11 protein-coding genes and 1 tRNA gene are annotated in these 14353 nt (G+C 64.7%); 2 read left to right on the top strand and 10 right to left on the bottom strand.

Translation table 11 applies throughout. The features are described 5' to 3' along the window. Window positions 1-46 precede the first annotated feature (46 nt). The 6 genes from HU230_RS02725 to deoC all read right to left on the bottom strand — a co-directional run bounded on the left by HU230_RS02725 (window position 47) and on the right by deoC (window position 6840). Window positions 47-1084: a carbohydrate ABC transporter permease gene (locus HU230_RS02725; RefSeq protein ID WP_176533087.1), complete on the bottom strand. Its 1038-nt coding sequence runs from the start codon at window positions 1082-1084 to the stop codon at window positions 47-49. Next, entirely contained in the window at window positions 1081-1956 is an 876-nt protein-coding gene (locus HU230_RS02720) for a carbohydrate ABC transporter permease (protein WP_176533088.1), read from the bottom strand. The genes HU230_RS02725 and HU230_RS02720 overlap by 4 nt, the downstream gene beginning before the upstream one ends. Window positions 1957-1963: 7 nt before the next feature. Further along, window positions 1964-2887, bottom strand: coding sequence for a ribokinase (gene rbsK, locus HU230_RS02715; RefSeq protein ID WP_176533089.1), 924 nt, complete (start codon window positions 2885-2887; stop codon window positions 1964-1966). Between the two features lie 4 nt (window positions 2888-2891). Then, a complete protein-coding gene (locus HU230_RS02710) occupies window positions 2892-3347 on the bottom strand; it encodes an RbsD/FucU family protein (protein ID WP_176533090.1) in 456 nt (151 codons plus the stop codon). 177 nt (window positions 3348-3524) lie between these two features. Further along, complete coding sequence (locus HU230_RS02705) at window positions 3525-5912, bottom strand: aldehyde dehydrogenase family protein (protein WP_176533091.1); 2388 nt, start codon at window positions 5910-5912, stop codon at window positions 3525-3527. A 10-nt stretch (window positions 5913-5922) separates the two neighbouring features. Then, window positions 5923-6840 carry a deoxyribose-phosphate aldolase gene (gene deoC / locus HU230_RS02700; protein ID WP_420840926.1) on the bottom strand — a complete coding sequence of 306 codons (918 nt, stop codon included), beginning with the start codon at window positions 6838-6840 and terminating at the stop codon, window positions 5923-5925. 349 nt (window positions 6841-7189) lie between these two features. Between deoC and HU230_RS02695 the strand changes: the two genes are divergently transcribed. Continuing rightward, window positions 7190-7984, top strand: coding sequence for a DeoR/GlpR family DNA-binding transcription regulator (locus HU230_RS02695; RefSeq protein ID WP_176533093.1), 795 nt, complete (start codon window positions 7190-7192; stop codon window positions 7982-7984). Window positions 7985-8064: 80 nt separating this feature from the next. Here the strand turns inward: HU230_RS02695 and HU230_RS02690 are convergent, their stop codons facing one another. The 3 genes from HU230_RS02690 to HU230_RS02680 form a co-directional block, all read right to left on the bottom strand. Continuing rightward, the gene (locus tag HU230_RS02690) at window positions 8065-9216 is read right to left on the bottom strand and encodes a substrate-binding domain-containing protein (RefSeq protein WP_028339629.1); all 1152 of its coding nucleotides are present in this window, start codon (window positions 9214-9216) and stop codon (window positions 8065-8067) included. 74 nt (window positions 9217-9290) lie between these two features. After that, window positions 9291-10283, bottom strand: coding sequence for an ABC transporter permease (locus tag HU230_RS02685; RefSeq protein WP_176533094.1), 993 nt, complete (start codon window positions 10281-10283; stop codon window positions 9291-9293). Next, window positions 10280-11860 (bottom strand): sugar ABC transporter ATP-binding protein, encoded by a 1581-nt coding sequence (locus HU230_RS02680; protein ID WP_176533095.1) that lies wholly within the window; start codon window positions 11858-11860, stop codon window positions 10280-10282. The genes HU230_RS02685 and HU230_RS02680 overlap by 4 nt, the downstream gene beginning before the upstream one ends. A gap of 262 nt (window positions 11861-12122) precedes the next feature. Between HU230_RS02680 and HU230_RS02675 the strand changes: the two genes are divergently transcribed. Continuing rightward, on the top strand, window positions 12123-13955 hold the full coding sequence (locus HU230_RS02675) for an outer membrane protein assembly factor BamB family protein (protein WP_176533096.1): 1833 nt from the start codon (window positions 12123-12125) through the stop codon (window positions 13953-13955). Window positions 13956-14245: 290 nt separating this feature from the next. Here HU230_RS02675 and HU230_RS02670 read toward each other — a convergent pair. Then, window positions 14246-14322 (bottom strand) — tRNA-Pro (locus tag HU230_RS02670). Between the last annotated feature and the right edge of the window lie 31 nt (window positions 14323-14353).

The following is a 14353-nucleotide window of genomic DNA, read 5'->3' as shown; positions in this document are numbered from 1 at the left end:
GAACGTCCGTCGCAACATCGTCTAGTCCTCCCTACAAGGTTTTTTGCTATTTGATGGCCCCGAGCAGCAGGCCCGACCGCATCATCCGGCTGAGCAAGCCCGCCATGATCATCATGGGAACGATTGCGACGAGCGCCGCAGCTGATATCGCCCACCATTCGTCGCCGCGCTGGCTGTTCTGTCCTGCCACCAGGATGGGCAGCGTCTGCCATCTGGAATTGGTCAGGAACAGCGCGAACAGAAACTCGTTCCAGACGAAGGCCAGCGTGATCATGAACGTCGCCAGCAGCCCGTTCATCGACATCGGCACCACGATGCCGAAGAAGATGCGCCAGCTCGGCACGTTGTCGACCATCGCCGCCTCTTCGACCTCGATCGGCACGGCCTCGAAGAAGTCGCGCATCAGCCAGACCACGATCGGCAGCGAGAAGGCGACGTAGCACAGCGTCAGGCCGACGAAGCTGTCGATCAGCTGGAAGCCCAGCCGGCCGATCTCGCTATAGAGCAGATACAGCGCAAAGGCCGTGACGATCGGCGGGAACATGCGCTGGCTGACGAACCAGAACAGGATGTCCTCGTTGCCGAGGATCGGTCCGGGCAACGGCAGGCGATTGGCAACGACAGCAGCGATCAGCGCGATCGGAAACGCGATTAGCAGCGCCTGCGGCCGGGTAAATCCGAACGTCGCGTTGAAGAGCAGATAGCCGCCGAGTGCGAGCAGGAAGAACACGAGGCCCGCACCAAGGCGTACCCTGAACTCGAACCGCACCAGCGCATAGGCCGCCATCGCGCCAATCGCAGTGGCGATGGCTGCCGCAGACAGGCCGACGATGGTCGAATTCAGGAAGGTGTGGAAGAACTCGCCGCGGATTCCCTGATAGAGATCGATGAAGGGCTGCAACGTCGGCGTGAAGTCGATGAACGGCAGATAGGTCGGTCCGCCGACCACGCCCGGCGGCGTCTTGAACGCGGTCACCACCACCCAATAGAGCGGAAACACCGTGATCAGGCACCAGGCGAGGACGCCGACCGCGACCAGGCGGCGGCTCCATGGCGACAGTCCGGTCAAGCCCTGCCCGCTCATCGGCGTTTCTCCAGATGAGGCCGCAGCAGCGCCAGATAGGTGACGCCGATGATCGTGATCGCGATCAGGAACAGGAAGCTGAGCGCCGACGTGTAGCCAAGATTGAACTTCTTGAAGCCTTCCTGATAGGCGAACAATGTCAGCGTCTCGGTGTCCACGCCCGGGCCGCCGCCCGTCATCACGAACACCGTGTCCATGATCTTGTAGCTCTCGATCAGGCGGATGAAGACGATCGCGGCCGAGATCGGCAGCAGCATTGGAAAGGTGATGCCCCAGAACTGCTGCCAGGCGCTGGCGTTCTCGAGCTCGGCGGCCTCATAGACATCCTCGGGCAGCGTTTGCAGGCCGGCCAGCATCATCAGAATGACGAACGGGGTCCACTGCCAGACCTCGACCGCGATGATGCAGGCGAGCGCCCAATGTCCATTGGTGAGGAACGGCAGGTTGACCAGGCCGAACTTCGACAGGAACTGGTTGAGCGGCCCCATCGTCGGGTTGAACATCATGCGCGCCACCAGCGCGACCGCGACGGGCGCGAGCAGCATCGGCAGCAGCAAGGCGACGCGAAACAGCCGCTCGCCCGGCACCCGCGCGTTCAGCGCCAGGGCGACGCCGAAACCGATCGCGTATTGCAGTCCGACCGCGATGAAGGCAATCAGCGTCGTGGTGTAGATCGCGTTCCAGAACCGCGGCTCCTGCAACAGCGTGGCATAGTTGCCGAGCCAGACGACCCGCGGCGGGATCGGCGGAATCAGGCGGTAGCTCAGGAAGCTCGTGGTAAGCGAATAGATCAGCGGAAAGATCGAGATCGCCAGCACGACGAGCACCGCCGGCCAGATGAAGACATGCTTGATCGGATCATTCCGCATCATCGCGCGATCATCCCTTCAGCAGCGCGTCGATCTCCGCGCGCCGCGGCATCGCGGGTGCGGTGCCCGGTCGCGTCACCGAGATTCCGGCCGTGGCCGAACCGAAGCGCGCAGCCTCCTGCGGATCGGCGCCGTCGGCGAGCGCCGCCGCAAAGCCGCCGACGAAGGCGTCGCCTGCGCCGGTGGTTTCGACCACCTTGCCTGCGGCGAAGGGCGGCACGTGCACCGAGCGATCCCGCGCATGAAACAAGGCGCCGCGCTCGCCGAGCGTGATCAGCGCCGTTCCTGCGCCTTTCGCCAGCAAGGCATCGCCGGCGCGGCGGGCACCGGCGAGATCGCCGACCGCGATGCCGGTCAGCGCTTCGGCCTCGGTCTCGTTGGGGACGACATAATCACAGAGCGCAAACAGGTCAGAGTCGAACTTGATAGCCGGCGCCGGGTTGAACACGGTGATGCTGCCGGCGGCGCGCGCGATCTCGAGCCCGCGCCGCGCCGCATCGACCGGCTGCTCGAGTTGCGTCACGAACACGCGGCTGTCGCGAATGGCGTCGGCCACCGCGTCGATGTCGGCCGGACCGATCCCGCCCGCCGCACCCGGCACGACGATGATCGCGTTATCGCCGCGCGTCTCGTGGACGTAGATGAACGCAGCTCCAGTCGGCGCGTCCGCCGTCCTGGTCACGCGCGGCCGGATTCCCTCGGCCTCCCAAGTCTTGATAGCGAGCTCGCCGAAGGCGTCGCTGCCGATCCGGGAGATGAAGCTCACGCTGGCGCCGGCCCGTGCGGCCGCGACAGCCTGGTTGGATCCCTTGCCGCCGGGCCCCATTGCGAATCCCGATCCGGCGATCGTCTCGCCGATCGCCGGCATGTTGCCGGCGCGGAACGCGAGGTCGACGACGAACACGCCGAGGACGGCGACGCCCTGCTTGCTCATGTCGTCACTCCCCGTCCGGCGCAATGACGCCCTTGCTGAACAGGAAGCAGCCGTAGAAGCGGCGCTCGCCGGTCGCGATCACACAATAGGCCGTCTTGGCCTTCTCGTAGAACGCATGGCGCTCGACGCCGACCAGGGGCCAGGATCGTCCCTCGGCGCGATCGATCGCGGCCTGCACCTCGCGTTGCACGGGAGGCACTTCCTGAGGCTGTCCGACGATCTCCATCCGGATCGCGGCATCGTCGACGAAGGTATCGAGCGGCATCACCGAGAGAACGGCTTCGACCGCCCTGGCGGCACTCACATTGTCGATGCGCAGCAGCCTGCCAAGCACGCTCTGGCGCGCGATCGAATCGGCCGGAAAATTGGTGTCGCACACCACCAGGCGATCGCCGTGCCCCATCGCCCGCAGGGCGTAGAGCACGTCGGCATTGAGCAGTGGATTGATGCCCTTCAGCATGTTGCGTCCCTCCCTTGTCGTCTAAATCGCCGAACTCTGGCGGTCCGGATCCCCATCCCTATCACCGCAAGGTGACGTCTCTAGTGCCTCGTTCCGATTGGATCTGACCGGGGCACTCGATTCTTGTTTGACGCGTTTCCTGCACGCGAACCGGTACCCACTTCGCTCGAAAACGCTCTAGTCGCCATACGGAATCCAGATGTTCTTCACCTGCACGGCATGGCGGAGCAGGATCGGGCCCTCGCTCGCGGCCTTGTCGTACCAGTCGATCGCGAGGCCTTGATCGACCAGCGTGCGCTTGAGATTACCGATCGAGTATCGTTCGGCCGCCGTCGAGGCGTCCTGCGACCCGAACGCCCAGAGCGCGTCGACATCGTCATGCTCGGCAAGGACCTTGACTAGTTCGTCGCGATCGCCGGTAACGATGTTGACTACGCCGCCCGGGACGTCCGAGGTCTCGAGCACCTGGTAGAAGTCGGTCGCGGCGAGCGGATGCCGCTTGCTCGGCACCGCGACGACCCGGTTGCCCATTGCGATCAATGGCGCCACGAGACTGATGAAGGCAAGCAGCGGCGCCTCGTCCGGACAGGCGACACCGACCACGCCGATCGGCTCATGCATCGCGAGCGCCACGCCGCGCAGCGGTGGCGCATGGATGGATCCCTCGAATTTATCCGCCCAGGCGCCATAGCTGAACAGCCGCTCGATGCTGGCATCGACCTCCGTGCGCGCCTTTGCTGCCGACACGCCGGTCATGTCGGCGATGTGCCGGGCGAACTCGTCGCCGCGCGCGGAAAGGTTTTCGGCAAGATAGTACAGGATCTGGGCGCGATTATGCGCCGACGCCCGCGCCCATCCCTCGGCGGAGCGCGCCGCGGCGACCGCATTGCGGATATCCTTGCGATTGCCCTCGCCTGCCTCGCCGAGACGCCGGCCCTTCGGCGAGAGCACCGTGCGCGAATAATTGCCGTCCGGACGGACCTGCTTGCCGCCGACGAACAGTTTGGCCGTTCGATCGATCGGCGGCACGTCGAATCCGGCGCTGGCGCCGGACGCCGTCGGCAGCGGCGATGGCTTGGCCCGGGCCTTGCGCCCGCTCCAGGCCTTCGGCTTGAGATACTCATACATGCCTTCACGACCGCCCTCGCGGCCGAAGCCGGACTCGCGATAGCCGCCGAAGCCGACGCTGGCGTCGAACAGATTGGTCGCATTGACCCAGACCACGCCGGCCAGGAGTTTCGGCGCGATGTCGAGCGCCAGCCCGATCGTCTCGCTCCACACGCTGGCAGCAAGGCCGTAGCGCGTGTTGTTGGCGAGCATCACGGCCTCGTCGGGCGTACGGAACGTCATCGCCACCAGGACAGGGCCGAAGATCTCTTCGGTCGCAACCGTCGAGGACGGATGCACGTTCCAGAGCAGGGTCGGCGGATAGAACGATCCCTCCGTCGGCATCGTACAGGACGCCTGATATTTCTCGGCGCCTTCCTTCACCCCGGTCTCGACCAGCGACTTGATCCGTTCGAGTTGCACTGGGGCTACCACCGCACCCATGTCGATCGCCTTGTCGAGCGGCATGCCGACGCGAAGCGTCTCCATGCGGCGGATCAGGCGCCTGCGAAAAGTCTCCGCAATCCCCTCCTGCAAAAGCAGCCGCGAGCCGGCGCAGCAGACCTGGCCCTGGTTGAACCAGATGGCGTCGACCACCCCTTCCACCGCGCCATCGAGATCGGCATCGTCGAACACGATGAACGGCGATTTCCCCCCAAGCTCCAGCGTCAGCGATTTTCCGGTCCCTGCAGTCGACTGGCGGATCAGGCGCCCGACCTCGGTCGAGCCCGTGAAGGCGATCTTGTCGACACCGTGATTTTCGACGAGCAGCGCACCGGTGGCACCGTCACCGGTGACGACATTCAATACGCCCGGCGGCAGGCCGGCCTCGGCCGACAGTTCGGCGAACAGCAGCGCGGTGAGCGAGGTGAACTCCGCCGGCTTCAGCACCACCGTATTGCCTGCGGCGAGCGCCGGCGCGATCTTCCAGGCCAGCATCAGCAGCGGGAAATTCCACGGAATGATCTGCCCGATCACGCCGATCGGCAGCTGATCGGCGAACTCCCGGTCCTGCAACTGTGCCCAGCCGGCATGATAGAGGAAATGGCGCGCGGCGAGCGGCACGTCGAGATCGCGGGTTTCCCGGATCGGCTTGCCATTGTCGATCGCCTCCAGCACGGCGAACAGCCGGGCGTGACGCTGCAGCATGCGCGCCAACGCATAGAGATGACGCGCGCGGCCATGGCCGCCAAGCTTTGCCCAGGCTGGCTGCGCGGTGCGCGCGGCGTTGACCGCCGCCTCGACATCGGCAGCATTGCCCTGCGCGATGCGCGCCAGCGCCTTGCCGGTGGCAGGCTCGCTTGTCGTGAGGTGCTTGCCCGCATGCGGCGCTGTGAACTTGCCGGCGATGAAATGCCCGAACGTGGCGCCATGCCGCGCCAGCCAGGCACGCGCCTCGCCGTCCGCCTCGGGCGCGGGGCCATACTCCATGGTCTCGAAATAATTGGCGACGCTCATCGCTGGAGTCTCATCCCACGGGGTGGCGGTTGAAAGCCGAGTAGTGGCCGGTCACATGATGCTCGAGCTGCCGCTCGATGTCGGCGAGCAGGCTGGAGGCGCCGATGCGGAACAGATCCGGCTCGAGCCAGTCGCGTCCGAGCTCCTCCTTCATCAGGAACTGGTAGTTGAGCACGTCCTTTGCCGTCGAAATGCCGCCGGCCGGCTTGAAGCCGATCTTGTAGCCGGTGCGCTCCTGATAGAGGCGGATCATCCGCAGCATCGCCAGCGTCACCGGCAGCGTCGCGTTGACGCCTTCCTTGCCGGTGGAGGTCTTGATGAAGTCGGCGCCGGCCATCATGCAGACCATCGAGGCCTTCGCGACATTGCGCAGCGTCTTGAGATCGCCGGTGGCCAGGATCGTCTTCAGATGCGCGTTGTCGCAGACCGCGCGGAAATCCCGGACCTCGGCGTAAAGCGCCCGCCAATCGCCGGTCAGCACGTGCTCACGCGTGATGACAATGTCGATTTCCTGCGCGCCATTCCGGACCGACGCCTCGATCTCCTTCAGCTTCAGCTCATGCGGCACGAGGCCTGCGGGAAACCCGGTCGAGACCGCGGCGACAGGGATGCCGGATCCATCGAGCGCTTCGACAGCGGTGCCGACGAACCGATGGTAGACACAGACCGCTCCGGTATGCAGCTCGCGCCCGGCAAAGCCGAGCTGCTCGAGAAGGTCGCCGCGCACGGGCGCCTTCGCCTTGGCGCAGAGCCGCTTGACCCGTTCGGCGGTGTCGTCGCCGTTCAGCGTCGTCAGGTCGATGCAGGTGATCGCCTTGAGCAGCCACCCCGCCTGTGCGTCCTTCTTGACCGTGCGCCGGCCCGGCAGGCTCGCGACCCGCCGTTCGGCGGCCGACAGGTTGATCCTGATGTCGTCGACCCAATCCATCTCGAGCGCACGGCCGCTGTTGCGCGGCAGCGGATGCAAATGCTCGCCGCCCGGGGAAGGCGATTGCACGGCCAACGGGGACGGATTCTGGATGAAGACGCTCTGCGTCATGGAAACGCCTTGCGGTCCTAGCGAATCGACGAGGTGGCCAGATAGATTGAATGTGTCGATCGCAACATGTGATCCTCCCCTGACCTTGCCGCCGGGTTTGCCGCCTGCCGAGGACGATATCGTCTCGACACCGGATCAGCCCGCCGGACCGGATGTTATTATTGTAACAAATCGACGTTGATAAACTCACAACATTGTAAGATCATTGTCAATCGGATAAGCAAGCTCGGCGATCAAAATGGCTGAAACCTCCAACGCACGACCAAGCGAGACTCGCGTCCAGCGCCTGCAGAGGCTGCGCCGCGCCGTCGAATCGAGTGGTGCGCTGCACCTGAAGGACGCCGCCGAGCTCCTCAAGGTTTCCGAAATGACGGTGCGGCGCGACCTCGCTGGTCCGGAGGCTGCCCTCGCTTTGCTCGGCGGCTACGTCGTCAATGCGGCGTCGCCGACCGGCATCAAGTACACGTTCGAGCAGGAAATCGACCAGCACACCCAGGACAAGCGCCTCGCCTGCCGGGCTGCCGCCGCCTCCATCAGGCAAGGCGACACGATCTTCATCGACTGCGGCACCACGATGCAGTCGCTGGCGGACTGCCTGCCCGACGATCTGCCGCTCTCGGTGATCTGCTATTCGATGAACGTGGCGTCGATCGTGACCCGGCGGCCGGGCACGCAGGTGATGCTGATGGGCGGGCTCTATCATCCCTCGTCGCAGTCCTTTGCGTCGGAAGACGGCCTGTCCTATCTGCGGCGGCTCGGGATCAACAAGGCCTTCATCTCCGCGGGCGGCGTGCACTGGACGCGCGGCGCGAGCTGCTCGAACTTTCACGAAGTCGCGGTCAAGCAGGCCGTCATCGAGACCGCGATGGAGAGCACCCTGGTGATCGACGCGAGCAAGCTCGGCAGTCTCAAGTCGGCATTCTTCTCCGATATCGCCGCGTTCTCGCGGATCATCGTCGGCGGCACGGCGTCATCGGAGATGCGCAAGCACTTCCGCAGCCTTCCTGTCGAGTACGTGACCAGCGCAACCTGATCCGAGCGGGGGCTGGCACGCCCGGATCAGGCTGCTCACGATGCGCGGGCTCGCGGGACCGCGCATCGAACTCCTGCGGCTCAGTTGCAGGCAGGCTTTGCCTTGTTGCAAGCGTCGGTCAGTTCCGGCGGCGGCTCCTTCTTGAACACCGTCTTGTAGGATTCCAGCACGTTCGACTGTGTCACCGGCAGCGACTGCACGCCGATCCAGCCGGGCGTTTCCTTGCCGAGCAACGCGTTCATCATCGCCATCGCTTCCGCGACGCCCTGATCATACGGGCGCTGCGACCCGGTCGCCTTTAACGGACCGCCCTTGGCGATCTCGATCGCCGATTGCAGGCCGAGGTCGACGGTCGTAACCGGAATGTCGATGCCCTGCGCGCGCATCGAGCTCAGCGTATCGAGCGCCGGCTGATCCCAAACCGCGAACAGGCCCTTGATGTCAGGATTGCCGGTGAGGAAGTCACCTGCGATCTGCGACACCTTCGGCGGATCGGTGAAGTCGACCTGCTTCATCTTGATGTCGGGACGGTTCTTCTGCATCCACTCGCGGACACCCTTGGTGCGCTCGTTGGTGCTGAAGTAATCGACGCCGAAATTGACGAGGCCGATGGTGCCGCCCTGCGGCATACAGGAGGCCAGGATCTGGGCCGCGATCTGGCCATTGCCCTGGCTATCCGCCGAGATCATCGAGGCATATTCCTCCGGATGCTTGAGGCCGGTCGGAATGCTGTCCATCAGCACCAGCTTGATGCCGGCCTTCGCGATCTTCTTGTAGGTCGGCGCGGTCGCCGTGAAATCGACCGGGATCGAGATGATGCCGTCCGGGTGCTGCTGGATGGTGTTCTCGATGTCGGCGATCTGCTTGTCGACCTGATATTCGGCGGACGCGACGCCGGTTACCGTCACGCCATACTTCTTCAGCGTGTCGGTGATGCCCTGGATCTGCAGTTGCGCCCAGTCGAGGTTGACGGTCTGCATGGAGATACCGACCTTGAAATGCTTCTCCTTGATCTTGGCGGCGTCGGCGTCCGACAGCGCGAGCACCTCCGGCGACGCGGCCTTCTCGCCGTGCGGCCCCTGGCCGACGATCGATTTCGGTCCGAGCGTCGCGAGATCGACGCCCTTGACGCAGGTTGCCGGCACTTCGGCGCGGGCCGAGGGGGCGATCGAAATGGCCGTCGCCGCGATCAGCGCGGTCAGCGGCAGGGTTTGTCGCAAGATTGGCTTCATTGTTTCCTCCCTTTTTTGGCCGCCGATTGACCGGAGGCCGGCGACCTTGCCCCTACACTTTTCAGGATCGTGCTCTAGCGTTTCGTGAAGGCGACCGCGGCCACGATGATCGCTCCCTTGATGACGAGCTGCATCGGCGAGCTGACGCCGAGCAGCACGAGGCCGTTGTTGAGCGTGCCGATGATGAGGCTGCCGAACAGCGTTCCCAGGATGTAGCCGCGCCCGCCGAACAGGCTGCAGCCACCGAGGATCACGGCGGCGATGACGTCGAGCTCCATCCCCTGCACGACGTCGGGCCGCGCGGCATGTGAGCGCGCGGACAGCACCAGCGCCGCAAGCCCGGCCAGCGCGCCGGTCAGCACAAAGGCCGCCGTCGTCACCCATTTGGTGTTGATGCCGGAATAGAGCGCCGCGGTCGGATTGCCGCCGACCGCATAAATGCGACGGCCGAACACGTTGTAGTGCAGCAGCAGGATGCCGACGATCATCGCCACCAGCGTCCAGGCAATGGGAACGGGTATGCCCAGGAACGTGCCTTCGCCGAAGATCGCAAAATAGGTCTCGTTGGTGATGATGACAGGCTTGGTGTTGGTCACCATCATCGCCAGCCCCCGCGCCATGCTCAACGAGCCGAGCGTGACCAGGAAGGACGGGATCGAGAGCTGCGTGGTCAGGATGCCATTGAGCAGCCCGACCAGCGCGCCGGTGCCAAGCCCGGCAATCGCGCCGACGATCCAGCTGTTGCTGATCTGACTCATGGCGAGCGCCGCGGCCATGCCGGATAGCGCCAACGTCGATGCGACCGACAGATCGATCTGACGTGCGATGATGACGAAGGTCATACCGACCGCGATGATCGACACCAGCGTCGTCTGGCGTCCGATATTCAGGAAATTGTCGAGCGACAGGAACCAGGGCGAGGACAGGCTGAAGACGACCAGGAGCACGACGAAGGCGATGTACAGCATGTAGGGCCGCTCGCCGCGCAGCATGTTCTGCAGCAGCTTGCGGCGGCGATCGGTTCGGGTCGACGAGGCGACGACATTTGGCGCGGTCAGTTCGGTCATGCGGGCAGCTCTTGCAATACGCCTTGTCCTGAAGCTTGGTACATCTGCAGAAGATGATGGAGCTCTTCGGCATCATCGATCTCGCCGCGCGCCAGCGTTCGCGCCACGCGTCCATCGACGATCACGGAGATGCGGTCGCAGAGTTCGATCAACTCGACGAGATCCGATGAGACGATCAGGACGCCGCTACCGTCGCGGGCGGCATTGCGGATCACGCCATAGATTTCCTCGCGTGCGCCGACGTCAACGCCGACCGTCGGTTCGTCCAGCAGCAGCACGCGCGGCCGCGGATCGTTCCATTTTCCGAACACGACCTTCTGCTGGTTGCCGCCGGACAGTGTCCTGACCAGGCTGGAAGCGCCCTGCGCCTTCACCGAAAGCCGCGCGACCGCGGCGTCCGCACGCCGGGCGGCGGCGCGTTGCTGCATGAAGCCCCAGCGCGAGAAATGCGGAATCCGTGGCAGAGTGATGTTGCGTTCGATCGAATGGTCGAGCACCAGGCCTTGCACGTGCCGATCCTCCGGCACCAGTGCGATGCCCTGATCGATTGCATCCGCCGCGCTCTTCGGCAGCCATGGCCGGCCCTCGATCTCGAGCGTGCCGCTTTCGGCCGGCCGAAGTCCGAAGATGGTCTCCAGAATCTCGGTGCGCCCGCTGCCGATCAATCCGGCAAGGCCGTGGATCTCCCCCTTCATCACCGACAAGTCTACGGCCGACAGCCGGTCATTCGACACACCCGACAGCGACAGAACCGGCGATGAATCGAACGAACGCACTGCCGCGGGCGCGGCGCGCGATGCTGCCGGCGCCAATCGATCGGTGCCGATGATGGCGTTCACCAGCCGCTTCATGTCGGTATCGGCGGTGACGAACGTGCCGGCGTTGGCGCCATCGCGCAGCACCGTGACACGCTGCGAGATCTCGAACACCTCGTTGAGCCGATGGGTCACGTAGATCACGCCGACGCCGCGGCGCGTCGCCTTGCCGATCGCGTCGAACAGGATGCGGACCTCATCCGACGTCAACGAGGATGTCGGCTCGTCGAGGATCAGGAGCCGCACCTCGCCCATCAACGCCTTGGCGATCTCTGTCATCTGTCGGTAGGCGAACGGCAGCGAGCCGACCGTCGCGCGTATATCAAGGGGAATGCCGAGCTCCCCCAGGAACGCTTCGGCTTTGGCCATCAGCTCGCGCTTCCGGACAAAGCCGAACCGCGCGCGCGGCTCGCGGCCGAGCAGCAGATTGTCGGCGACGCTCAGCGATTCGACGAGGCTGAGGTCCTGGTAGACGACGGCAATCCCCGCCTCGCGCGATCTTGCCGGGCTGTCGAACGTCACTGGTTTGCCGGCGATCTCGATCGTGCCGCTGTCGGCGGCATGAACGCCGCTGAGGATCTTGATCAGCGTGGATTTTCCGGCGCTGTTCTCGCCCAGCAGCGCATGTACCTCGCCGGAGACGACCTCGAGGTTGACGTCGCGCAGCGCGCGCACGCCGCCAAAGCGCTTGCTGATGCCACCGACCGTCAAAAGCGACGCCGGCGGCCGAGGCTCTGCCGCGATCGAACCCGACAATTCCATTTTCCTCCCATCGCCGCGCGGAACGCTGATGCGATGATGACATCTTGTTATTTTTGCAACTTATTGTGTTATAATTCTATCACATCGGGCGGCCTGTCAATGGGGATCACGCCGTCAGGCGCTCGATTTGGGGGCGGCCAGTCGCGACCTGGTCCGGCACCGCCCGATACACGCCGCCAGCCTCCCCAAGCACGATGGAAGCCGGCAGGTTGTGCTACGCTCCAGTCGCTCATCTCATCAAAGCCAACGCCGGTGAACCACGATGAAACTGAGTGCCGCGATTGCCGTCGTCCTGATCTGGTCCTGCCTTCCCGCGACTGCGCAGCAAAGCGGAGCCGCCCTCTACGCGCAACGCTGTGCGCAGTGTCACGACAGCAGCAACACGGATATCCGCGCGCCGAGCCGCACCGCGCTGCAATCGAGGTCGTTCGATGAGGTCCTGGGTGCGATCACCACGGGCGCGATGTCATCCTTCGCGCAGGGGCTGAGCAATGACGAGCGGGCGGCGATCGCCTCGCTCGTCACCGGCAAGGCCGCCTCGCATGCGTCGGCCGACAGTGCAGGGCAATGCGCGCAGAGCGAGACCGGTTTCCCGCAACCGATCGATGGGCCACGGTGGATCGGCTGGGGCGCGGATCTCAACAACAGCCGGTTTCAGCCGGCCGCGATGGCCGGCCTCACGCCAGACCAAGTCCCGCGGTTGCGTTTGAAATGGGCCTTCGGATTTGCTGACACTTCCAACGCCAACGCTCAACCGACTGTGGTCGGTGGCTTGCTGTTCGTGGGTGGCGGCGACCGCAAGGTCCACGCGCTCGACGCCAAGAGCGGATGCACCCGCTGGGTGTTTCCGACCGAGGCGCCGGTCCGGGCGGCCATCAGCGTTGCCCCGCTGGATAATGGCCTGTCCGCCATTTTCTTTGGCGATGTGCGCGCCAACGTCTACGCCGTGAACGCTGCGACCGGCGCGCTCATCTGGAAGAGCAAGGTCGACGATCATCTGGCCGCCCGGATCACCGGTGCCCCAACCTTCCACGCCGGCGTCGTCTATGTCGGCGTCTCATCGATCGAAGAGGCCATCGGGTCCCGCCCCAACTACCAATGCTGCACGTTTCGCGGCAGCGTCGTTGCGCTGAAGGCCGAAACCGGTGCGCAGATCTGGAAGACCTACACCATCCCTGAAGCGCCGCATCCCACCCGGACCAACGCCATCGGGACGCAGCTGTTCGGGCCGGCCGGCGCGTCGGTCTGGTCCGCACCGACGATCGATGTTCAGCGCCAGGCGCTCTATGTCGCGACGTCGAACAGCTATGCCGACCCGGCAACCGATACCAGCGATGCCATCCTCGCGTTCGATCTCGCGACCGGGCGAATGCTTTGGCACCAGCAGGCGACGCCCAAGGACAGCTTTGTCGTGGCGTGCTTCGGCACCGACCAGACCAACTGTCCGCAGGACCGCGGCCCCGACCACGACTTCGGACAATCGCCGATCCTGGTGACCTTGCGTGACGGACAACGCGTGCTGGTGATCGGCCAGAAATCCGGCGTGGTGCATGCACTCGATCCCGACCATGAGGGCAAGATCCTGTGGCAGACGCGGATCGGCCGAGGTGGCCCATTGGGAGGAACCGAGTGGGGCTCCGCCGCGGACCAGGAGCGATTTTATGTCGCCAATTCCGACGTGCGGTTTCTGAGGGACGGCTCGAGGCGCCTCAACTCAAGCGAAGGTGGCGGCCTGTTTGGCCTCGATCTTGCGACCGGGAAAATCGCGATGCAGGTGGCGCCGGTTGCCTGTGGCGATCGTCCCCAATGCAGTCCCGCCCTCTCCGCAGCGATCACCCTCGTTCCCGGCGTCGTCTTCTCAGGTGGCGTGAGCGGTTTCTTGCGCGCCTACGCCACCGATGATGCGCGGCTGCTTTGGGAGATCGACACCGCGCGCGACTACACCACGGTGAATGGCGTACCGGCCCGTGGCGGCGCCATGGACGGCCCCGGCGCGGTCGTCGTCGATGGCATGCTGTATGTCAATTCCGGCTACGCGCAATGGGGCGGCCTGCCCGGCAACGTTCTGCTGGCCTTCGAGGTCGGCAACCCCTGACGAGCGCAATGTCAACATTTGCGACGGCACGTTGAGCACTACTCGCCACGGGCTATTCGTGCTTTGATGTCGGCCAGGATCGACTGATAGGTCCGACGGGAGGCCTTCTGGTGCTTGGTGACGTGCTACCCAACATCACGTCAGGCGGCTTTTCCCCCGCGCCCAACAATCGTCGCGCGTCAGGTTCCGAGCGGCGTCGAATCGAATCGACGGACATGGCTGCCGCGCCCGAAATCGATGCGCATGTCGTTGCGCACAAAAAACACAGAAACTATAAGTGCTTGGAAGAATGGTCGGAGTGGCAGGATTCGAACCTGCGACCCCTGCGTCCCGAACGCAGTGCTCTACCGGGCTGAGCCACACTCCGACTAAGAGGCCGGCTTATAGCGTCGGGTTAC

The organism is Bradyrhizobium quebecense (assembly GCF_013373795.3).
Taxonomy (GTDB): domain Bacteria; phylum Pseudomonadota; class Alphaproteobacteria; order Rhizobiales; family Xanthobacteraceae; genus Bradyrhizobium; species Bradyrhizobium quebecense.
The sequence above is the reverse complement of the archived record's forward strand: the minus strand, read 5'-3'. Positions and strand labels throughout refer to the sequence as shown.